This is a genomic window from Pandoraea communis (assembly GCF_902459745.1).
GTDB lineage: Bacteria > Pseudomonadota > Gammaproteobacteria > Burkholderiales > Burkholderiaceae > Pandoraea > Pandoraea communis.
The window spans coordinates 57404-80919 of sequence record NZ_CABPSJ010000010.1 but is presented as its reverse complement, the minus strand read 5'-3'; the positions used below and the strand labels follow the sequence as shown (position 1 = coordinate 80919).

General features: G+C 63.5%; 9 protein-coding genes. 6 read left to right on the top strand and 3 right to left on the bottom strand.

The annotated features are described in order from the left end of the window. Window positions 1–34: 34 nt before the first annotated feature. Together PCO31110_RS25375 and PCO31110_RS25370 are read left to right on the top strand one after the other, a co-directional pair. Window positions 35–9979, top strand: coding sequence for a filamentous hemagglutinin family protein (locus PCO31110_RS25375; RefSeq protein WP_217427305.1), 9945 nt, complete (start codon window positions 35–37; stop codon window positions 9977–9979). A gap of 118 nt (window positions 9980–10097) precedes the next feature. Beyond that, on the top strand, window positions 10098–10841 hold the full coding sequence (locus PCO31110_RS25370) for an RNA polymerase sigma factor (RefSeq protein WP_174979785.1): 744 nt from the start codon (window positions 10098–10100) through the stop codon (window positions 10839–10841). A 22-nt stretch (window positions 10842–10863) separates the two neighbouring features. On the opposite strand, the gene PCO31110_RS25365 is transcribed toward PCO31110_RS25370, so the two are convergent. Further along, window positions 10864–11499 carry a trimeric intracellular cation channel family protein gene (locus PCO31110_RS25365; protein ID WP_010805337.1) on the bottom strand — a complete coding sequence of 212 codons (636 nt, stop codon included), beginning with the start codon at window positions 11497–11499 and terminating at the stop codon, window positions 10864–10866. A 540-nt stretch (window positions 11500–12039) separates the two neighbouring features. Here PCO31110_RS25365 and macA point away from each other — a divergent pair. Genes macA through PCO31110_RS25350 form a run of 3 tightly spaced genes read left to right on the top strand, consistent with a single transcriptional unit; the run spans window position 12040 to window position 16796 of the window. After that, window positions 12040–13230, top strand: coding sequence for a macrolide transporter subunit MacA (gene macA / locus PCO31110_RS25360; protein WP_150691744.1), 1191 nt, complete (start codon window positions 12040–12042; stop codon window positions 13228–13230). A 24-nt stretch (window positions 13231–13254) separates the two neighbouring features. After that, window positions 13255–15336: a MacB family efflux pump subunit gene (locus PCO31110_RS25355; protein ID WP_150691743.1), complete on the top strand. Its 2082-nt coding sequence runs from the start codon at window positions 13255–13257 to the stop codon at window positions 15334–15336. An 11-nt stretch (window positions 15337–15347) separates the two neighbouring features. Next, window positions 15348–16796: an efflux transporter outer membrane subunit gene (locus PCO31110_RS25350; RefSeq protein ID WP_150691742.1), complete on the top strand. Its 1449-nt coding sequence runs from the start codon at window positions 15348–15350 to the stop codon at window positions 16794–16796. 87 nt (window positions 16797–16883) lie between these two features. Here the strand turns inward: PCO31110_RS25350 and PCO31110_RS25345 are convergent, their stop codons facing one another. After that, window positions 16884–18467: a sensor histidine kinase gene (locus PCO31110_RS25345; RefSeq protein ID WP_150691741.1), complete on the bottom strand. Its 1584-nt coding sequence runs from the start codon at window positions 18465–18467 to the stop codon at window positions 16884–16886. 36 nt (window positions 18468–18503) lie between these two features. Continuing rightward, a complete protein-coding gene (locus PCO31110_RS25340) occupies window positions 18504–19106 on the bottom strand; it encodes a response regulator transcription factor (RefSeq protein ID WP_010805332.1) in 603 nt (200 codons plus the stop codon). 811 nt (window positions 19107–19917) lie between these two features. Between PCO31110_RS25340 and PCO31110_RS25335 the strand changes: the two genes are divergently transcribed. After that, entirely contained in the window at window positions 19918–23262 is a 3345-nt protein-coding gene (locus PCO31110_RS25335) for an autotransporter outer membrane beta-barrel domain-containing protein (RefSeq protein WP_150691740.1), read from the top strand. Window positions 23263–23516: the final 254 nt, after the last annotated feature.

Genomic DNA, 23516 nt, shown 5'->3' with positions numbered 1-23516 from the left:
TGCCGGTTCGCTTACGCTTGGCCAGTACACGGGCGTGGGCCGCACAGGGGCCTTCGCGACGGATGTCGTGATCGGCGCGATCGATGACATCACGTCGCAGATGAAAGCGGGCGATGCGCTCGACGCGACACGCACGAATACGCTCTGGCTCGATGCGGCGCGTCTGAATGCCACCGGCTACGGCGAGCTGGACCTCGTGACGTCTGGCGACATTAACGTGCGCAGCGACCTGCGTCTGGATAACGGCGGCCGTCTGAATCTGGTGTCGCCGGGTGTCGAGGTGAGCGGCAACATCATCGTGCCGAGTGGCACGGTCAATATCTCCAACACCTATCTGCGCGCGGGCGAGCAATACCCCGTGGCACTGTTCCAGCCCAACGGCACGGTGGGACTGACGCTGTCGCCGGGCGCGCGAATCGACGTGCGCGGGCTCTGGGTCAACGGCGCTACCGATCCCGACTCGCTCTCCAAGGTTGCCTTCCTGAACGGCGGCAACGTCACGTTCGATTCCACCAGCGATCTGACCATCGGCGACGGCAGCGTGATCGACGTGTCGTCTGGCGGCGCAATGCTCGCCAACGGCAAGACCCGGGGCGGCACCGGTGGCAACGTCACGCTGATCGCCGGCGACTCGGCGAGCAATGTGAACGTCAGCGTTGGCACGATGACGATGAACGGCACGATCCTCGCGTATGGCGTGAACGGCGGCGGCAAACTCACGATCTCGACGCCGGACGCCGTCATGATCGGTGCGAACGCGGCGCTGGCCGGTGGCGAACTGGCGGCAGGAACGTCGGCGAACGTCGCGGTGAAACTCGCCGAGCCCTACACCGTTCCCGCAGGCACGCCGCTGCCGTTCTCCTCGGTCGATGCGCACACCAAGCTGATCATGGACGTGCCGTTCCCGGTGCCGATTCAGCTCGACGTGGCGCCGAGCACCCCCACCGCAGCCGATTGGGTCGTACCCGCTGGCGTGGGAATACTCGCTTACAACACGGACGTCAATTCCGGATACAGCAGATACTATCCCGGCGACACGCTGCCGAAGGGCAAGTTGATCTTCAATATGTTTGGCGCGGACGGCAGCGGCAACCTGCCCGCAGGCACCGTCATTCCGTCGAAGGTGTTCCCCACCGGCTTCTCGATCCTGCCATACCGTATCGTGTACACGGCGGGCACGATCAGCAACGTGGACGTGACCTACCCCGTAGGGGTGGTCATCCCGGCCGGCACGACGCTCGCGCGCAACGTCGCCGTCACGCCGGTGCCGACGTTCAACGCGGGCGCGTCGGGCAGCAATACGCCGTTCTTCAGCGCGGGGTTCTCGAGCTACGACATCAATGGCGGGCAGGGCGTGCGCGTAGACAACAGCGTGAAGCTCGCGCCGGTCATGCCTGTGTACCACTTCACGGCAAACAGCGCGAGCGCCCCCACCGGCAGCGATCCGTCGAAGGTCATGGAGGTGGTGCTGCCGCAACTCTTTGCGGAAAACGCGCAGACTGCCATGCTCACACAGCGCGCCGGGGCCAGCCTCGCATTGCGTTCGATCACCAAGGACTATCAGGGCAACAAGGCGGGCGGTGAGGTGAGCATCGGGCAGGGCGCATCGGTCGTTGTCGATCCAGGCCAGAACATCACGCTCGATTCGTTCGGGCAGATCACTGTCGATGGCGCGCTGACCGCCCGCGGCGGCAAGATCACACTGAATGCACAAGCCGATGGCGCATTGCCCAGTGCCCGCAATTTCGACGCTGCCGGCAACAACCTTGGCATGGCGATCTGGTTGGGGCCGACGGCCTTGCTCGATGTCTCCGGCTTTGGCTACACGGCGGTCGACGCCTCCGGGCGCACCTACGGCACCGTGTCGGACGCCGGCAGCATCGCGCTGAACGGCAGCGTATCGTTCGTGATCGTTCGTCCGGGCGCGGAGTTGAACGCCGATGGCGCGGCGGTGAAGGTGAGTACGGCGACGGTGCCGGGGCAGCCGTCGAACGCTCCGGGCAGCATGGCGCTGGCCTCCAACGGCGGGGCGATCGCGCTGAATTCGATGAGCGGTCTGATGTTCGACGGCAACGCGCATGCCAAGTCAGGCGGCGCAGGTACCTCGGGCGGCGATCTGTCGCTGTCGTTGACAACAGCGCAATATCAGGATCCGGCCAATCTGATTCCGATGTCAGTGCTAGTCCCTGGGAAGTTCGTGGTCACACAGCACAGCGGCGTTCCGGCCGCGCTCACCGGACCTTCCGCTGCGGCCTCGTTGGCGTTCGGGCAGGCGACGGTGAGCGTCGATCAGATCAAGGGCGGTGGTTTCAGTTCGGCATCTCTGCTGTCGACCGACTTTCTGATTTTCAATGGCGATGTGTCGCTCTCGCTCGACAAGAGCCTCAAGCTCATGGCGAACGCCATCACGTCGAATCTGCCCCAGGCGGGCATACCGGTGCCCACGAGCAACACCGTGCGGCTGGCCGCGCCCTACGTGAGCTTCAGCGCTACACCAGCCGTCTATCGCGACGGCTATCGGACCGGGGCCATCGGCAACGTGCAGCCGGCTAAGACACCGACCACAGCGACATTCGAGGTCGACGCGAACCTCATCGACATTCAGGGGCCAGTCAGTTTCTCTTCCAACACCTCTTACTGGGACACGAATCTCAGCCAGTGGGTCCAGACCCCCGCCGCGGGCTTCAAGACGACACGCTTCGTGAGTCAGGGCGATATTCGTTTTCTTCCGACAACGGCGTTGGCGGCCGGAACGTCGTTGGGCTCGCCCTGGGACCTGGATTTCGAAGGGGCGCAGATTTATCCGACGACGGGGGCCAGAGCGAACATCGTCGCGGGAGCAAACAACCCGGACTACAACGCCACCCTGACACTGGGCCGCACGACGGCGGACGTGCCGGATATGCCGATGTCCGCGTTCGGCTCGCTGCTGATGTCGGCGCCGAACATCAAACAGGGCGGCGTGGTGCGTGCGCCCTTGGGGACGTTGATCTTGGGACAGGTCGATAACGTACCGGGTTCGGGGGGCATCACCCGGAACATTGCGTTGTTGCCCGGCAGCGTGACATCGGTGTCCACCGACGGCCTCACCATGCCTTATGGCGGCACCTTCGACGGCGTGACGTACACCTACAACGGCGCGAGCATCTCGCCGTTGGATGCGGGCGGCTTCACGGCGGGTGGCTGGGGCATCGGTTCCGGTATCCGGCTCAAGGGACAGTCGATCGCGGTGGACGGTGGCGCGGTGGTCGATCTTTCGGGCGGCGGCTCGCTCACCGGCGCGGGATTCGTGTCGGGTCGAGGCGGTTCGGTCAACGTGCTCAACACGCCGTTGGTCAATGCAAACCCGACCATGAAACTCAGCAAGGCGAGCGACAAGGTCTACGCCATCTTGCCGGGCTACGCGTCGAACTATGCGCCGGTGGCGCCGGAGAGCGGTGCGGGCGATCCGGTCGTCGGGCAGCGCGTCACCATCGGCAACGGTGTGCCGGGCCTGCCTGCCGGCACCTACACGTTGCTGCCGTCGAACTACGCACTGCTGCCTGGGGCCTATCGCGTCGAGATCGGCGGTACGGGCCAGAATCTGCCGGCCATCGCGACGGCGGCGGGCAACGACACCTATTTGACTGCGGGGTATCTGCGTATCGCCAACACGCCGGTAGTCAACCAACTGCCGTCGACCCTGTTGGTCACGCCGGGCACGGCCGTGCGCAAATATTCTCAGTTCAACGAACAGAGCTACAGCGACTTCCTCTCGAGTCAGGCGGCGCAGTTCGGGAACCTTACGCCGATGCTGCCGCGCGACGGTCGTGCGCTCGACGTTGTGTTCGTCATGCCCGACCAGGCGCCGACGACGCCGGCTTTCACGTTCGACGGCAAGGCGCTGTTCCGCGCTGCGCAGGGCGGTGTCGCGGGACAGGTCGCGGTGGAGAACGTCGGCGAAATTACTACGGGAACCCCAACGCCGGGATTCACGGGGTTGTCGGTTGCGGCAAACGACCTGAGCGCGATCAACGCGCCGCGCCTGAGCATTAACGGCTACGCGGCTCCGACGCTGGGACAGCGATACAGCATCTACAACAGCGGCGTCAACGATCTCTACTTGCGCGACGGCGTCACCTTGTCTGCCGGCGAGATCTATCTGATCGGCACCAACATCACGTTGGGCAATAACGTGACGCTGACGACTGTTGGCAAGGGCGCGGCACCGTTCGACACTGCGACGACGGGGTTGCCCTACGTCGCCGGGAATAACACGGTGCTTGGCCTGTCGAACGGCGAGATAGCATTTGCTGGCACGCAATCGAGCAACGGCGCGATCACGATAGGCGCGGGCTCAGGCCTGTTCTCCGAAGGCACGCTGGTCTTCTCGACCAATGGCTCGTCGACGCTCGATTCGACGGCACGCTTCGGCGCGCGCAATATCACGCTCGCGGTGGGCTCGCTCAATGTGGGCGACGCGTCGCAGGTGGCTGCCGCAGGGAACCCGGCAGGCATGCTGTTCAATCAGGCCATGCTCTCGACGCTGATGCATGGCGACGCGTCGAGCGGCGCACCTGCCCTCGAGAAGATCACGTTGGGCGCCGCCGGGGCGATCAACGTGTTCGGCAGCAGCGGTCTCGATACGCGTGGCTCGGGCGTGGATGTCGTTCTGAAGTCCCCGGCGATCTACGGCTATGGCGCGACAGGCGATCGCGCAACGATTGCTGCCGACCGGCTGACGTGGAGTGGCGTGGCGGGGGCATCGGCACCGCCGCTATTGACGGGGGGGCCGGGCAGCGGCGCGTTGAGCCTGGTGGCGAAGGAAATCGATATCGGCCAGTTCGTGCCGGTGGATACGACCAGCGTCACGCGCACCATCTACGGCTTCAACGACGTCGATCTGACGGCCAGCGACCGAATCATGTCGGCCGGCAACAGCAAGCTCTTCGTGTTTCAGGCGCCGAGCACACAAAGCGGCGCGGTCTTCGGCCAGAGCGGCACGGGCGGTAACCTCACGTTGGCGACGCCGCTGCTCACCGGTACGCAGAAATCGATCATCGGCTATACGGCGGGCGGCGCGCTCAATGTCGTGGCCCCGGCGGGAACGACGCCAAGCACGGCAACGTCGACGGTTGCCGGTGCAGAGATCGATCTGACGGGCGATAACGTGCGCATTGGCAGCACCGTCCTGCTGCCCAGCGGCAAGCTCGCCGTGGACGCCACGCACGACGTCGTACTCGCCGACGGCAGCCGCATCGATCTGAGCGGTCAGACCTCGCAGATTCGGGCGCACACCGTCTACGGCTTCGGCGGCACGGCGACGTTCTCGAGCGCGCAGGGCGGCGTGACACAGTCGCCTGGCTCGATCGTCGATGTTTCTGCGCAAAACAGCAATGCGGGGGCGATTACGATCGACGCTCGTGCCGGCACGGTAACTCTGAACGGCCTGTTGCGCGGCAGCGCGAACCCGGGGTTTGTCAGCGCCGACTTTGGGGCAGCAGCCGGCACTTTCGCCGACTTTGCCGGACTGAACGCGCTGCTCACGCAGGGGGGCTTCTTCGATTCGCGTAGCTTCGTGCAGAAACAGGGCGATCTGGTCGTCGGCGACGGCGTGAAGGCGCATAACGTCGGCATCTCGGTCGACAGCGGCAGTCTGACGGTCAACGGCACGATCGACGCTTCCGGCACGTCGCCGGGCACGATCCGTTTGTCGGCCGGCAACGGGCTTACGCTCGGTGGCGGTGCGGTACTCGACGCGCACGGCACGAAGCTTCAGGTTGACAGCTACGGCGTGCCCATCGAATCGAAGAATCGCGGTCATATCGAACTGACGACGTCGGGTGGCACGATGACGCTCTCGCCGGGCGCCGTGTTCGATCTCAGCACACCGGGCGGCGGGCGCTACGGCGAGGTCATCCTCAACGCGATGCGAACGGGGGAGACGTCGGGCGACATCGCTATCAACGCACCGGGGCCGCTGACGATACGCGGTGCCAACAGCGTCGCGCTCAATGGCTTCTGGACGTATAACCTGGCGGCAGGCGGCGCGATTTCGCAGGCGACGCTTGACGGTTACGACACGGCCAGCACTGCGTTCATGAACGCCGCTGCCGGTAACGGTGCGCTGGCGGCGCGCACGGCCGGTCTCTCGGCCTACGGCAGCGCCTACCACCTGCGCCCCGGCGTGCAGATCGCCTCCGTTGGCGATCTGTCGACGATCGGCGACATCGATCTGTCGAAGTACCGCTACGGCGCAGGGGCGGATCGTGATCCGAATTCGGCAACGTATGGCGCGGGCGAACCGATGGCGCTGGTCTTGCGCGCGGGCGGCAATCTGACGATCGGGGGCAGCATTTCGGATGGGTTCAAGTCGTCCTCTGGCACGCCAGCGGTCTACACTCCGATCGACATCTCGACGGATCCTAATGCGCAGCTATGGTCGCCTAGTGACACCGGTCTGAATAATTCCAGCTACGTTTATTCCAGTGCAGTGACACTGATGAATGACTGGACCGTGCCGAACGATCAGTTCTATCAGGACATGGTCTCGGGGTATGGCGTTCCCTTTGTCGATATTGCTGGCCATGCCTATGGGCCGGGTAGCATGATCCCGGCGGGTACCACACTCAGTCCCGGGCCTTCTTTAGGGGGGAACGGTTATCTCGTCTTCGATGTCGCAACTTTGCCGCCCCTGGGAGCTGTGGTCACGCCCGGCGTTGCTGGGGCGGCACCCACGTCGCCGATGGCGCCAATGCTCGCGCCCGGTTCGTCCTCCGCTTCGATTCGCCTTGTCGGTGGCGCAGACGTTACCTCTGCCGACCCGCGTGGGTTGCAGGCGGCACGTGCGCTCGCGGGACAAGGGAATGTCACGCTGAACGACGCGGCGTACAACAACTCGCTGAGCGCTAAGTCCTTCAGCGTGTTGCGCACCGGGACGGGCAATCTCGAGATTCTTGCCGGCGGCAACTTCAGCGAAGCCACGCCGTATGGCGTCTATACGGCCGGTACGAATTCCGCGCCGATACTCGCGGTGGACGGTACCAATCCGTATAACCTGCCGGCAGCCGGTTCGGGCGGCGGTGTTCAGGTCTGGTATCCGGAGCATGGTGGCGACGTGCTGATATCGGCACAGCAGGATGTGACCGGCAATATCCAGATGGCCGATAACTCGCAGCGCTTCGTCGACAGTAACCTCACGTCGAATTGGCTGTGGCGCCAGGGCGGGGCGGGACTCACGACGGACCCGACCGCGTGGGGGATCAACTTCGGCTCGATGGCCGTGCTCGATCCAAACAATATCGCTCCGGGAATCATCGGTTTCCAGGGCATCGGCACGCTTGGTGGTGGCAATTTGACGCTGATGGCCGGACGCAACGCTGGCGTGATGACGTCCGGCAACAACTTCCAGTCGACGGGCCTCGACCTCGCTGTTGCCTCGACCGGTCGTGTGCTGCCCGACGGCAGCCTGGTGCAGACGGGCGGTGGCGATCTGAGCGTGAAGGTCGGCGGGATGCTCAACGGACGTCCGTCCGTGGGGCAGTCGGACCGTCCTGGCGATTACTTCGGTTCGGTGACGAGTTTGCGCGGCGACGCCACCATCGACGCGGGCTCGGTCGGTGCGACGGCGGCGTATGCCAACGGCAGCTATTGGAAGTCCTACGATCCGCGCGCACAGGCGCTCACGACGATCAAAGGTGTGACGCAGACGCGCGGACCGGTGCTGATCCCCGGCGACGGCACGGTCAGCGTCAGTGCGCGGGGCGATCTCGTGCTGGGCGGGGTCGGCGACGCGGGCATGACGGCGTCGCAGAACGTCGACGGCGCCTTCTACACGACTGCCACGGGCTCCCTGACCAAGGGCGGCAACACGCAGTTCACGCTCTTCCGTCCGGCCACCGCCATTCGCCTGTTCTCGGCCGGCGGCGATGTCATGCCCATCGACGGTGGATATGCGGGCAATGGCACCGCGAACGGCGGCAGCTTCTTCCCGGGCAGCCTGAGCGTGACGGCCGCCAATGGCGACATCCGGTTCAATACGGCGATGACGCCGGACGATCCGCGAACCAATCTCGAGTTGATCGCCTCGCCAGTGGGGCAACTCGAAATGTTTGCGGCGGGCACGATCTATGGGCAGGGCGCGACGGTCTCAATGTCCGGCGCCGACATGGCGAGCCTGGCCACGCCGCAGCATCCCTTCTTCCAGACGATCAAGGGGCCAAACCTCAACAGCGCGTCGCCGGACGCGGCGATTCGTCAGGCTGCGGCCAATCCGCTTGCGTATGGCGAAGACACCATAACGTCGCCGCTGCACGGGCAGGATAGTGTGCCTGCCCGTATCTATGCCGGCGTGGATATCGACGATCTGAGTATCGGCAAGACGCTTGTCAGCCTGAACGACCCTGTGGCGCAGTTTGTCCCGACGCACGGCGTCTGGTACGTCGCCGCGAAGCCTTTCGAGGTCATGGCCGGGCGCGACATCGTCGGTGTCGGCACGTTGCCGGACACGTTCGCGAACCTGACCGGCAGCGATGTCACGCTCATGCAGGCTGGGCGCGACATCATCTATCAGTCGGCGAACATTGTCGGACCGGGCCTGTTGGAAACGCAGGCGGGACGCAATCTGTATCAGGGTTATGTCGGCATGCTCACGAGTGTGGGCGATGTGATGCACCCGTCGAACACCACCGGCGGCGCAGACATTTCGGTGCTCGCCGGCGTGGGCGCCAACGGCCCCGATTACACGCGCTTCGCCAGGTTGTACTTCGATCCCGCCAACCAGTTGGCCGGCGGCAGCGCGCTGGCCGGCAGTGGCAAGGTGGTGCACGCCTACGGCGACGAACTGACGGCATGGCTCAAGGATCGCTTCGGCTACACCGGAACGTCGGCCGATGCACTCGGGTACTTCCTCGCGTTGCCGCAGGTGCAGCAGGGCGTGTTCGTGCGTGAGGTGTACTTCAAGGAGTTGCTGCTCGGCGGACGCGAGTACAACGACACGAGCAGCCCGCGCTACGGCAGCTATCTGCGCGGTCGAAGCGCCATCGCCACGCTGTTCCCGGCAAACGACGTGCAGGGCAATCCGCAAAACTACGACGGCGCGATCACGATGTTCAGCAGCGTGACGGGTACGAATACAGTGAACGGTGTGACGACGCCTGTCACGACCGATGCCGGTGTACGCACCAACTTCGGCGGCAACATCCAGATGCTGAACCCGGGCGGCAGAACGCTGGTGGGTGTCGAAGGGGTAACGCCCGGCGCGACCGCAGGTGTGGTTACGCAAGGCGAAGGCGACATTCAGCTCTACAGCCGGGACAGCATCCTGCTCGGTCTGTCGCGGGTAATGACGACCTTTGGCGGCGGCATTCAGGCGTGGTCGGCCGAAGGGGACATCAACGCCGGTCGTGGCTCGAAGACGACGGTGCTTTACACCCCGCCCAAGCGCGTGTACGACAACGTGGGCGACGTGGCGCTCTCGCCGTCGGTGCCGTCCAGCGGTGCGGGTATCGCCACGCTGGCGCCGCTGCCCGAGGTGCCGGGCGGCGACATCGACCTGGTCGCGCCGCTGGGCACCATCGACGCGGGCGAAGCCGGGATTCGTGTGTCGGGCAACGTCAACTTCGCAGCGCTGGCGATCGTCAACGCCGCCAACGTTCAGGTGCAGGGCAAGTCGACGGGGTTGCCGGTGATTGCGGCGGTCAATGTCGGCGCGCTGACCAATGCGAGCGCCACGGCCGCGCAGGCAGCCACCGCCGCGCAGGACGCTATGGCACGCGACCGGGCGGCGCAGCGTCAGAACGCGCCGTCGATCTTCTCGATCCGCATGCTGGGCGGGGGCTCGGATACGCCCGCCCCCAACGCCGACCAGAAGGGCGCATCGCTCGCGCCGCAGGCAAGGGCGAGTTACGACCCGTCGAGCGCATTCCAACTGGTTGGGAATGGAGAGTTGACCGAAGCACAGAAGATGCAGCTCACGCGGGAGGAAAAGGCACATCTGTGACGGCAGCCGGTGCGTTACAAAAAATAATCTGCGGATTTGCCCTTCGATATCCGTCATGTCATTGAGGCTTGCACGAAATGGCAGACAGAAGCGTTCATGGGGATCGGGGGGGGAAACAATGTTCGCGCGTGGACAGTACGGGGAAGCACGGAGCACGGGAGGCGCTGAAGTGGATCTGGGCACGGCAAACAGCGTTGCCGACGCCGTCTCAGCCGCCGAGGCGCGCGAACTCGGCGGGGCCGGGCAGACCGGCGCGGCCATTCAGGTGCTGCGCGAGTGCCTGGAGTCGAACTACGAGCGCTTGCTGCGCCGGCTGTCGCGCCGGATCGGCTGTTCCGATACCGCCAGCGACAGCCTGCACGAGGCGTGGGTGCGCCTTGGCAGCGCCACGTTGCCCGACGCGGTGCACAGCGCCGAGACCTATGTGTTCCGGATGGCCTACAACCTGGCGGTCGACCAGATGCGCGGTCGTCGCATGTGGGAATCGCTTGGCGAGGAGCACGAAGTGTTCGACGTCCTGCCGGACCGGGGGCCCGGCCCGGAGGCGGTGGCCGGTGCGCGCTCCGAGCTTGCGGCGCTCTCCCGCGCATTGGACGAGATGTCGGGACATCACCGGCGCGTGCTCATGGAGTTGCGGGTCGATGACCTGACACGCGAAGAAGTCGCCGCGCGTCATGGCTTGTCGCTGCGCAAGGTAGACACGCTGCTGCGCCAGACACTCGACTACTGCGCCACGCAGACCGGCCGGATGGCATCCGGCGGTATTGGCGAATCACGTCGTCCGGCAAAGCGCGCTGCATCGACTTCCGCCCCGGCGGCGCCCGTCTCGTCATCGCCTCCCTGCGAACACGCCGGCGTCTGATCGTACCGGGAACACCGGCCCGTCAGTGCATCGGCTCGGCCGGTGCTTCGTTCTCAAAGGTGCGAAAGCGCCAGCCGAACCACACGGCCAGCATCCGGATGACAAAGCCGGCGGCGAAGCAGATACCCGTCGCGATACCGTTCTCGACACCCAGACGCAGCATCACGACGTACATCGCCCCTGCGATGCACGCCACGCTCGCGTACATCTCCCGGCGCAGCACCAGCGGCACCTGACCGCAGAGCAGGTCGCGCAGCATGCCGCCGCCAATCCCCGTGAGTACGCCGGCCAGCACGACAATGACCGGACTCGTGCTGACGGTCATGCCGATGTCGCAACCGAGGATGGTGAACGCCGCGAGTCCGATGGCGTCGACGGTGATGAAGGTCATGCGCAGCCGGTGCACGTGGCGCGCAACGATGGAGGTGAGCGTGGCCGCGCCCAGCGTGAGCAGCAGATATTCCGGGTGGGCGATCCAGACCAGCGGGTGCCGGCCGAACAGCACGTCGCGAATAGTGCCGCCGCCCAGCGCCGTCACCATGCCGATGAAGGCGAGTCCGAAGCGGTCCATGCCGCGTTGCATCCCCATGATCGCGCCCGACATTGCTTCGGTCACGATGGCGATCAGGTAGAGGGCGTAGAAGATCTCTGTTTTCATAAAGTCCCTTCAGGTGCCGGGGGAAATATATCACTTCATGAGATTTCCCCGATAGTGACGCCGCCCCGTGGCCTGCCCTGTGATTTGTACAAGTTTTCACCGGGGCCGCGCGATGCGACACTCTTTCCAACGAAACGACGTATGCAGGCAGGTGCCCCGTACGCCGGGCGTCAGAAGCCAGTGGCCTTTGCCAATTATCGAGGAGTCCGTCATGCCCTACATTCCCGGTCTGCTTTCCAACCTCCTTGCGGGTCTGGTGGCCGTGTTCCCTTTCGTCGGCACCCGTTGATGCGAGTCCTCTTTCAGGTTCACAGTCTGTTCGTTGTCGTCGTTGGCGGATTATCTTTGCTGCGGTCGTTGGGACGGATGGTCTCCAACGTTGCCAAACGCCTTAAACTCTCAACTTTTCGTGCCCCGAACGGTGCCTCGGGGCGGTGATCTGCCGGTGCGTGGTATCGGCAGAGCGACCTGCCAGTTGGTGGCAACGGATTTTGCGCAGCGTATTTTTCGACGTGCTTCTTTGACCCCCCACTTCGTTCCATGATCCAGTTCATTCGCCGCCGACGTTATCTTGTCGCCAGCCTCGTCGTGCTCGTTGTTCTCGTGGCGCTCGGTCTGCGCAGTCTCGCGACTCCCAAGCCGCCGCAGTACATCAGCGCCAAGGTCGAGCGCAGCGATATCGAAAACACCGTCCTCGCCACCGGCACGCTCCAGGCGTTCCAGCAGGTCGACGTCGGCGCGCAGGTCTCCGGGCAGTTGAAGTCGCTCAAAGTCAAGCTTGGCGATAAGGTCAGGAAGGGACAATGGCTCGCGCAGATCGACCCGGTGCTGGCACAGAACAGTCTGCGGCAGGCCGAGGCCGACGAGCAGAACCTCCAGGCGCAAAAGCGCTCCACCATCGCGCAGCTCAAGCAGGCGGAACTGGCGTTCGCCCGTCAGCGGCAGATGCTGCCCGACGATTCGACCTCGCGTCAGGATTTCGAGTCGGCGCAGGCCGCACTCGACTCTCAGCGCGCCACGCTCGCGGGCCTCGACGCCCAACTGCGCAAGGCCGGTGTGGCCATCGAGTCGGCCAGGGCCAACGTCGGCTACACGCGTATCGACGCACCTATCGACGGTGAGGTCGTTGCGATCGTTACGCAGGAAGGCCAGACCGTGATCGCGCAGCAGCAGGCACCGGTGATTCTGAAGCTCGCCGATCTGGACACGATCACCGTGAAGGCGCAGGTCTCGGAGGCCGACGTCATCCGCGTGGCGCCCGGGCAGACGGCGTATTTCACGATCCTCGGCGATCCCGACAAGCGCTACTACGGCAAGCTGCGCGCGATCGAACCTGCACCGCAGAACTTTCTCGATACGCAGAGTACGCTTGGTGGCGGTGCCACGCGCAACAATACGGCCGTCTTTTACAACGCACTGTTCGAAGTGCCGAACGCGGATCACCGCCTGCGCATTTCGATGACGGCTCAGGTGAACGTGCTGCTCGGCACCGCCAAGCAGGCGTTGAGCATTCCCGTGGCGGCGCTCGGCAAGAAAGCCGGCGCCCAGCGCTACGAGGTCCGCGTGTTGGGCGGCGACGGCAAAGCCGTGACGCGTCAGGTCGTCATTGGCCTGAACAACAACGTGCAGGTCGAAGTGCGCGAGGGGCTCACGGCGGGCGAGCGCGTGGTGATCGGCGAGGCGAGCGACTCCGTGTCGGCCGCCGACACTTCGGCCAACGCAGGTCGGTAAGGGAAGTCAAAGATGTCGAGCGCCATGGCCCAATCTCCCCTGAACGCAAGTTCGCCCCCCATGCTCGAGCTGACGGGTGTCACCCGGCGCTTTCCGTCGGGGGATCGCGATGTCGTCGTGCTGCGCGACGTGAATCTCACCATCGCGGCGGGCGAGATCGTCGCCATCATGGGCGCGTCGGGCTCGGGCAAGTCGACGCTGATGAACATTCTCGGATGTCTCGATCACCCGAGCGAGGGCAACTACCGCGTGGCGGGACGCGAGACGCGCGATCTCGACGCCGACGCGCTGGCCCAATTGCGTCGCGAGCACTTCGGTTTCATCTTCCAGCGCTACCACCTGTTGCCGCATCTGGACGCCGCCGCCAACGTCGAGATGCCGTCGGTCTACACCGGCACGCCCCACGCGGTGCGTCGCGCGCGTTCGGTGCAGTTGCTCGAACGGCTGGGGCTCGCCGACCGTACCGGCCATCGGCCGAGCCAGTTGTCGGGCGGTCAGCAGCAGCGCGTGAGTATTGCGCGGGCGCTGATGAACGGCGGCGAAGTCATTCTGGCCGACGAACCGACCGGCGCCCTCGATACGCGCAGCGGCAAGGAAGTCATCCGCATTCTCAAGGAACTCAACGCGCTCGGACACACGGTCATCATCGTGACCCACGACGAGAACGTTGCCGCGCACGCCCGCCGCATCATCGAGATTCGTGACGGCGAGGTGGTGGACGACCGGACGAATACACCGGTGGCCGATGTGCCGGAAGCGATGCCGGTTGCTGCCGCCGATGGCGATGGTGGCGACGGGGGTGTCGTTGCCATTCGCACGCCTGCCGCGCCCGTCGCACGTTCGACCGATCCTGCCGCCGCGGACGTCAGCCATGGCGGGGCGTTGCCGCCGCGCCGCTGGGCAGGAGGCATCGACCGCTTTGCCGAAGCGTTCCGCATGGCGTGGATCGCGCTGGTGTCGCACCGTCTGCGCACGTTTCTGACGATGCTCGGGATCATCATCGGGATTACGTCTGTCGTCTCGATCGTCGCGATTGGCGAGGGGGCGAAGCGCTACATGCTCGCCGAGATCGGCAGCATCGGCACGAACACGATCAACATCTATCCCGGCAAGGACTGGGGCGACAATCGCGCCGCCACGATTCAGACGCTCGTGCCGGAAGACGTGAGCGCGCTGTCCGAACAGGTTTATGTCGACAGCGCGACACCGGAGACCGCGCGCAGCTTGCTGCTGCGGTATCGCAACATTGACGCGAGCGCGATGGTGACCGGTGTAGGGGAGCACTTCTTTCAGGTGCGCGGCATGAAGATTGCCCAGGGCATCGCCTTCGGGCCGGACGAGGTGCGCCGTCAGGCGCAGGTCGCGGTGATCGACCAGAACACGCGCCGCAAGTTGTTTGGCGCGAACCCGAACCCGCTGGGCGAGGTGATCTTCGTCGGCAACCTGCCGTGCGTGGTGATCGGCGTGACGGCCGAGAAGAAGAGCGCTTTCGGCGACATGAAGAGTCTGAACATCTGGGTGCCGTACACCACGGCGGCTGGCCGGTTGTTCGGGCAGCGCAACGTCGACAGCATTACGGTGCGCGTGCGAGAGGGTCAGCCGAGCAAAGCGGCGGAGAAGAGTCTGGAATCGCTCATGACGCAGCGTCACGGGCGCAAGGACTTCTTCACCTACAACATGGACAGCGTGGTGAAGACCGTCGAGAAGACGAGTCAGTCGCTCACGCTGTTGCTTTCGTTGATTGCGGTGATTTCGCTCGTCGTGGGCGGGATTGGCGTGATGAACATCATGATCGTGTCGGTCACCGAGCGCACTCGGGAAATCGGTATCCGCATGGCGGTGGGCGCGCGGCAGAGCGACATCATGCAGCAGTTTCTGGTTGAGGCGGTGATGGTGTGTCTGATGGGGGGGGCCATCGGCATTGCGCTGTCGTTTGGCACAAGTTTCATCTTCTCGCTGTTCGTTGCCCAATGGAAAATGGTGTTTTCGATGGGCTCCGTTGTAACGGCCTTCCTGTGTTCGACGCTCATCGGCGTTGTGTTCGGCTTCATGCCTGCGCGCAATGCGGCGCGGCTGGACCCGGTCGAAGCACTGGCACGCGATTGAGGTACTGCCTGATGACCCAAGTCATTCCTACGATTCGTATTCCGACGCTGACCCGTACGGTGCTCGCATTGGCGAGCGCGGCCACGTTGCTGGCCGGGTGCGCGGGTGTGCGCCATGAGCCGCTGCCGGCGGTGCCGGTTCCGGCGCAGTGGACCGGTGCGCCGGTTGCGTCCGCTACCGCAGCGGCGGCTCCCGCCGCCCCCGTCGGCACGATAGCCCCCGATTTCTGGCGCGCGTTCGGCGACCCGGTGCTCGACCGCCTGATCGCCGATGCGCTGGCCGTCAACAACGATCTCGCTGCGGCGGGTATCCGGGCCTATCGCGCGCAGTTGCAAGCCGGTCTGGCGGATACCAATCTCACTCCCGGCGTGACGGTACAGGGCAAGGGGAGTGTGTCGCGCAGACTGGACAACCACTTCGTGACACGGACCAGCGGTCTGACGGCGACGGCGAACTACGAGCTGGATCTGTGGGGCAAACTGGCGGCACAGCGAGATTCCGCCCGCTGGGAGTTCGAAGCCACCGAGGCTGACCGGGAGGCGGCGCGTCTGGCGGTGATCAGTCAGACGGCGCAGTACTACTGGCAGATTGGCTATTTCAATCAGGTGATCGCTTACGCCGAGAGCAACATCGCGTACAGCGAACGTGTTTTGGCGTTGGTTCGTTCGCGTCATGCCGCAGGGGCGGTCTCTTCGCTGGATGTGGCGCAAGCCGAGCAGGCGCTGTCGGATCAGCGAGCGACGCTCACGACGCTGTTGCAACAGCGTACCGAGAACCGTAACGCACTGGCGATTCTGTTTGACCGTCCGCCGCAGCAAGCCGCTGCGGAGCCGTCGGCACTGCCCACGCGGGCGTTGCCTGCCGTGCCGGAGGGGCTGCCTGCGGAGCTGCTGAGTCGACGGCCCGATTTGCGCGCTGCGGAACTGCGGCTGCGAGAGATGCTCGCTAACGTCGACGTGGCGCGGACGAGCTTCTATCCGACGTTCACGCTGACGGGAACGCTCGGGACGTCAAGTTCGTCGCTCGAACGCGTGCTGGCCAATCCGTTTGGGACGTTGGGGCTGGGACTGGCGCTGCCGTTTATCGAGTGGAACACCATGCAATTGCAGATCAAAGTGTCGCAGACACAGTTTGACGAAGCCGCTGTGACCTTCCGTAAGAGCCTCTTCACGGCCCTGAGCGAAGTCGAGAATGCGCTCTCGGCGCGAGAGCAACTGGCGAGGGAAGGGGAGCAGCGTGCGCTGTCGCTGGCGCAGGCGCAGCGCGCGGAAGCCCTTTTGCGTTCGCGCTATCTGGCCGGCGCCATCGACATTCAGCCCTGGCTCGATCAGCAAAAGAGCTTGCGCGACGCACAGGCCGCAGATGCGCAGGTGCGGCTGAACCGGCTGAACAATCGCATGGCGCTCTACAAGGCGCTGGGCGGTTCCGACAACACCTCGGAGGTTGTTCCGCCCGCCTGATCGGGACGGCCCACGAGGCGGCAGGAAAGCAAACAGACCGGCAATGCCGGCCTGTTTGCTTTCTGGCGTCGTCGATGTCTGAAGCTATCAGGCGGCGGGTTCGCTGGTGCCCAGCGATTTCGGCAGCGTGATCGTGAACGTGGTGCCAACACCGACCTGACTCGTCACATCGATGGTTCCCTTATGGAATTCGATGGCGGCGTGGACCACCGCGAGGCCCACGCCCGAGCCGTCCTCCAGCACCGCGTTGCTGCGTGAGCGGAACGACATCTGGAAGATTTCCCTGAGTTCGTCCTCCGGAATGCCCGTGCCGTTGTCGCGCAAGACGACGCACAAGGCCCTGCCCGTATCGGACACGCCGATATCGATCGCGGGCGCCACCATCGTGTACTTGGTGGCATTGCTGATCAGGTTGATGAACGCGTGGAACAGCACGTTGCTGTCGCCGATCATGCGACTGTCGAGACCTTGGGGGGCTTGCACCGTAATCGTCGCGTTCGGGAACATATCCGAGCCGACGCCGCGCACGTCTTCGAGCAGCGCAACGAGCGACAACTCGGCGCGTTTGCCGAACTTCGGGTCGTCGAGCGATGCGCTTTGCGCGGCATCCAGCCAGTTCTGAATCAGATGGTTGAGCTTGGCGACGGCTTCGCGAATCTTCGTATAGCGCGGACTCGAATCCGTTTCCTCGTTACGCGGGCTCAGCAGGCGTTGCGCGTGGCCGTCGATCACATTGAGCAGCGTGCGGAACTCGTGCGTGGCCATCGACCGGAAGGTCTTCTGGAAGTTGTTGAGGCGTTCCTCGTTGGCCAGTGCACGTTGCAGGATCGTGTTCTTGGCTGTCGCGAGCTTCTGATTGCGCACCAGCGACGACGTACTTTCCTGGAACTTGGCGAGCGAGCGCGACAGCGTGCCGATTTCGTCACCGCGCGCAAGCCAGGGCAGTCGCAGCTTTTCCTTACCCGACACCGCGTTGCCCGACATCCGGATCAGGCGCGTGAGCGGTTTGAGGATGGCCGTGTCCACGTAGACCAGGCAGAGCAGCGTCAAAATAATCATCGCGGCGATGAGGCCGTCGATTTGCAGGAGACGGTTGCGAGCCGCCTTGTTCTTGGCTTCGACTTCCTTGATGAGGGCTTCGGTGCTGCGAAACACCAGCGAGCCGAAGGTGCTATTCGCCTGCGTGTACTTGTTGTTCGACTCACCGCGATAGAGCTTGGCGGCGTCGTTCAGCTTGCCGCTCTGGGCGAGCTGGAACACCTGATTCGAAGCGCGCCGATACTGAGCCCACTGCGTCTGGAATTTCGAGAATGCCAGACGGAATTCGTCGTGCACCAGCACCTTCTGATAGCGCTCCGAGGCCGTTTTGATCTTGTCGTCGAACTCGGCGGCGGCGGCGCGGGTATCGGCGAGCGCTTTGGGCGACATCGGGGCGAGGGCTTCGGATTCTACGGTGCGAAAGTCCGAGATGTAATCGTTGAGTTCCTCAAGCACGCTGAGGTGTTCTATCTGCGTGCGTTCGGCCTCGATGGCGCGGCGCTGGGATGCATCGACTTTGCGGTGCACCACAACGCCCACCGCGACCATGGCGATGAGGCTGAGGGCGAGCAGTAAATACATCCTGCGCCGGATCGGGAGTTGCTTGTTGGGTGATGAAGACGCTTTAGCCATGCGGGCGATCCGTCGCGGAAAGAGAGTCTGATGCGATCAAAGCTGGATGATGTTGAGCAGCGCGGCGCGTACCACGGCTTCCGTGCGCGTGGCGACATTGAGCTTCTCGCGGGCGTTATCGATATGGAAGTCCACCGTGCGTTTGCCCAGATCGAGGATGATCGAGATTTCGGCGGACGTCTTGCCGCGTGCCGACCATTGCAGCACTTCCACTTCCCGTTTCGTCAGGCCGAACGGCAGCGGCGCGTCATCCGGCGTTTCGTCGTGCTCGGTGTACTTGCGGATGACAGTGTCGAGCACGTCGAAGTCGACCGGCTTGAGCATGTATTCGTCGGCGCCGGTGCTATGCCCGCGCATGATCGACGCCTTGTCGGCGTTGCCCGTGAGGAAGATGAAGGGAATCTTTCGCTCGCCCTGAATGATGCTGCGGGCGCTTTCCAGAAACTCGAAGCCGGTCATGCCCGGCACATTGATGTCGCACAGGATGACGTCCGGCATGAACGACGCCAGCGTCGCCAGTGCCGTCGTAAAGTCGTGCGCCACCTTGACGACGTAGCCCCGATCCGTCAGGTCTTCGCGAATCAGGTCGGCTGAATCATGATCGTCCTCGATGCAGAATACTTTGGTGGGAGATGACATCCCTCTGGCCCCGATTTTTGTATGTGAATGCCGAAATCGTACTAAAAAATTGCCGGACGACGAAGTTCTTCTTAATTTCCGCGTTGGTGGCATATCGGTTATGCGCGATGGGTTCACCGTGTTGCATAACGAAGAAAGGACCGCTTGGGGCGGTCCTTTCTTCGTGGCAATCAGGGTGATTCAGAGATTGAAAGGAAGAAGGTGGCCGAATTTCTCGAACAGTTCCGTGGCGGCGCAATAGAGGGCAGCGGGCATATTGTTTCTCCTTGATCTGGGGGGCGGCGATCGTGCCGCGTATCAGTAGGCAAAAAAGTGGCCGATGGTCACGGCGCACTGCATACCGGTTTCGACGCACGTTTCGTTGGTCAGCAGGCTGTCGATGAAGTCGAAGAGGTGGCTCATGATGTCGTTCTCCGGGTTCTGGTCGGGGTGAGGGGCGGCTCAGCCGAAGATCGGGGCGATGACGCCCACGAGGCCGAGGAGTGAGGGAAAGCCGTAGGCGATGATGGCGGGCATGTCGTTTCTCCTTGAAGGGTCCGGGGTCCGGGTTTCGGCTGCCGCTGTGTTGCGTCAGTCGGTGAGTGAAGTATCGTCACTGCCCCACCCTGGCGAAACTGTGATTAATACAAGCCGGACCGATTTCCCGTGAAATCGCAGTGTGAAAAACAAAAAAATCCTTGTTTAACAAGGATTTGCGAGTGGTTTTGCCCAAACCCCGTATAAATCGCAGTGACACTCCATCGAGCACTCCGTACCATGCGCTTCGTATTACAAATCATTACGAAATACGAAAATGGGTATGGAGTACTGAATGATGACGATTCGTATGACTGGCGTCGCGTTTGCGGCGCTTTGCATGATGATGTCGCCAGTGGCAGAAGCCGACGATATCGAGCACATCACCGACGGAAACGGGGTGCCGTTCATCGATGCGCGCTTCGTGACGCCGTCCTTTGGCGATTATCGATACTCGGAAACCACGGGGCTGGGCGTGCCGTCGAGCGACACCATTTCGGCAATCCAAAGGGCGCAGACAGTGGCTGCATTGCGCTACTGGGGCGAAATTCTCAGGTTTCCGCAGGGGCAGGTGCCTGCGGTTCTCAACATCGGCCTGTCGAAGACCGGCGGCACCCATGCCGACAGCCCGTTTGGTGCTGACGGTAACGGCGTCGACACACTGGTGGTTTCAGCGCTGCTCAAAGGCGAGGCTCCGGCGCCTTCTTTCTTCAAGGCGCATGGAGAAATCACCATTACCGACATGAATTTCTCGCCGGCGCCGTACATTCCGTCGCAGATACCGCTCAATCGGCAGGCCGATCTGCCTGCGGTGATCTTTCATGAGGTGGCGCATAACCTGGGTATCGGCACGAATATCGTGATGAATTACTCAGGCGGGGCGCCGTACGCTGCGTCTTTCCCGCAGCAGCTCGACGTCTGGACTTCCCACTTGCGCGACAGCAAAGGCAATCCGGCCCAGCCGGGACAAGTCATCCATTGTCCGGTTTGCGTGAATACCCCGTCGGCCAATCCGTTCGACGTCAGTTCGGAGGGGGGATACTTCGCCGGCGACCACGTGAGCGAAGTGCTGGCGGGCGCGATGAAGGGAATTCCCGTGGTTACGACGGGACTCGATAGCAACGCGGCCGACCTTCCGTTCATGTCGCACATCGAGTTGAAAAACAGCTTGATGAGTCACCAGCAGTATCGCAATTACACCGGGTTCATGGAGGCCGAACTGGCGGCGCTTCAGGACCTTGGCTACAACATCGATCGTCGCAACTTCTTCGGCCGCTCGATTTACAACGACGGGCTGACCATCGTTAACGACAGGCCGTACTTCGGCCGCAACGCCGACGGCACGGCCTACTTGCCGAACGTCTACAACACCGCCACGCAAGGCCTGGGGTTACACATCTACGGCAGCTACAACAACGTCTCGCAATTGGCCGATCTGTTGAGCGCGGGGCCCGGTGGCGCGGGCATTCGCGTTGACGGTGTGGGGAATACTGTCGTCGTGCTTCCCGGAACGCGCGTGTATGCCGACGGTGCCTATGGGCGTGGCGTGATGTTCACCTACGGCAAGAATCACACCTTTGTGCAGCGTGGCGACGTCCAGGCAATGGGCGAGCATGGCATCGCGGCGAGCTTCGACTTTGGCTACAACCCTCTCGGCGACGGTCAGGATTTCGAATATCGGGGCTCGTACATCCGCCAGGAGCAGAACAATCCGCTGCCGTTGCCCGACGAAATCAACGGGCCATTGGTATCGCAAGTCGACGTCACGGGCCGGCTCGCGGGCAAATACGCTTCGCTCTACATGTCCGAGAGCGGTTATGTCGGGCAGATCAACATCATGCGCGGGGCGGCGCTCTATGGCGACATTCTGTCGTTCTATTCGCAGCGCGACAGCAGCGGTGCGCTACGGTTGACGCAACTCAAATTCGGTTTGACGCCGGATGCAAACGGCCGTGCCACCTTGCAGCCGGATGCAGCCTTCAACTTGCGCTTCGACGGCAACATCGTCGGCGGCAATCTGTCGCTGTCGATGGTTGGTGGCACCACACAGATCAACGGCGATCACACGGTCTACGACGTGAATGTGGCCAATGGTGCAACCCTTACCGGCAACAGTCGCTATCAACTCGATGCTGCCGGGCGCTTCGTCAACGCGGGCACGGTCGCGCCGTTGCTGGCTGGCGGTTTCATCAGTGTGGGCGGAGACTACACACAAGCGAGCACGGGCCGCTTGCTGAGCTCGCTCGCGGCCGACGGCACTTTCAGCAAACTGGTCGTCTCCGGCAATGCCACTCTGGACGGCACGCTGGCGATTGCGCCGCAGCGCGGTTGGTACGCGAGCGGTTTCAGCGTCACATCGAACCAGTGGCTCAATGCGTCGAGCATCACGGGTGCCTTTGCCAGCGTAACGGCCTTGCTGGCATCACCGACGCTGAACGCCAGTGCCACGTCGTTGGGCAACAACACCTACCGCGTGGCTATCACACGCGCGGCGAGTGCATATTCCCGATACGGTGTCGACGGCAATAGCCAGCGGGTCGGATTGGCGCTCGACAAGCTCGCGGGCGGTGCCGGTGCGGACCTGCAGCCGTTGGTGGCGGCGCTCGACTTTTCTGCGGCGGACGGCAGCGGCATTGCCAGGGCGTTGCCGCAACTCACTCCGGCCGCGTATGGCGCCATGTACACGGGTGGTTTGTTGCGTGAGCGTCAGATTACCGACATGGTTGCGGCGGCTGTTGGCGCCGATGGCGTGAAGGGAGCGGGTGAGGGCGCGCTCAAGGGCAACTGGCGTGCGTTCGCGATGCCTTTCGGCAGTGGATATTGGCGCGGAAGCGCTGGAGACATGGCGGGTGCGAGCGGCAATACCTACGGCGTGGTGTTTGGCGTTGAGAGGGTGGCGGGTGAGGGGCGCGACTGGACGTTGGGCGCGCATGGTGCCATCAGTGGTCAGTCGACGCGTCTGGACGGTCAGACGCCTGGCTCTGGAAAGACTACGGCGCTCGATGTCGGTGTGCATGCGAGGTATGCGCCGGACTTGAATGCTGGGCCGCATGCGTTTGCGTCGGCGCGGGTGGGGGTTGAGGATGGCCGGGTGGATCGTTCGATTGCGGTGAACGGGTATTCGGCGGCGCCGAGGGGGACGTGGACGGGAGCGACGGCGTCGGCCACCGTGGGTGGTGGTTGGCGCTGGCAGTTGAGTGGCACGACGAGTGCGGGGCCGATTGCGGCGCTCGACTACACGGCGCTATATCGACCGAGTCTTACCGAAGGCAATGCTGACGGTGTGCGTTTGCATGTTAACGGCAAGACGTTCAATTCGCTGCGGAGTCGTCTTGGAGGTGAAGTGCGTTTCGAATTGCCGATGATTTCCGGCAATGCGTTGACGGCGAGTATGCAGGCCACGTGGAATCATGAGTTGACGGGTGGCGCAGTGACACAGAGTGCGTACTTCGCGGGATATCCGGGCGCGGCGTTCACAACGCGTAGTGAGGTAGTGGGTAGAGACAGCCTTGGGTTGCAGGCGGGGGTGTCGTATCGGTTGGCGCAGCGCGTTGTGTTTGGTGCGGCGGTGTCGAGCAACCTCTACAAGGCGGGGAGTGCGGACGTGGCGGGGTCGGTGTCGGCAACGTGGCGTTTTTAAGAAACGGAGAAAGAAGGAGGGGGAACCGGGGGGGGAGGGCGTAACAGGCCGGACCGGGGACCCCCTTCCGAGACGAGTTGGGTCACTGTTTGAGTATCGGAAGGGGGTCTCCGGTCTGGTGCCGCTGGGGTAATCAGTACCTGAGCGTGGTGAAAAAGGTGGTTTTCAGCCACGCAAAAAACAAGCTCAAAAGAGCCAAAAGAAAAGCAAAACTACGAAGTACCGGCCTGCGTCATTATGTCGCGATGTATGGA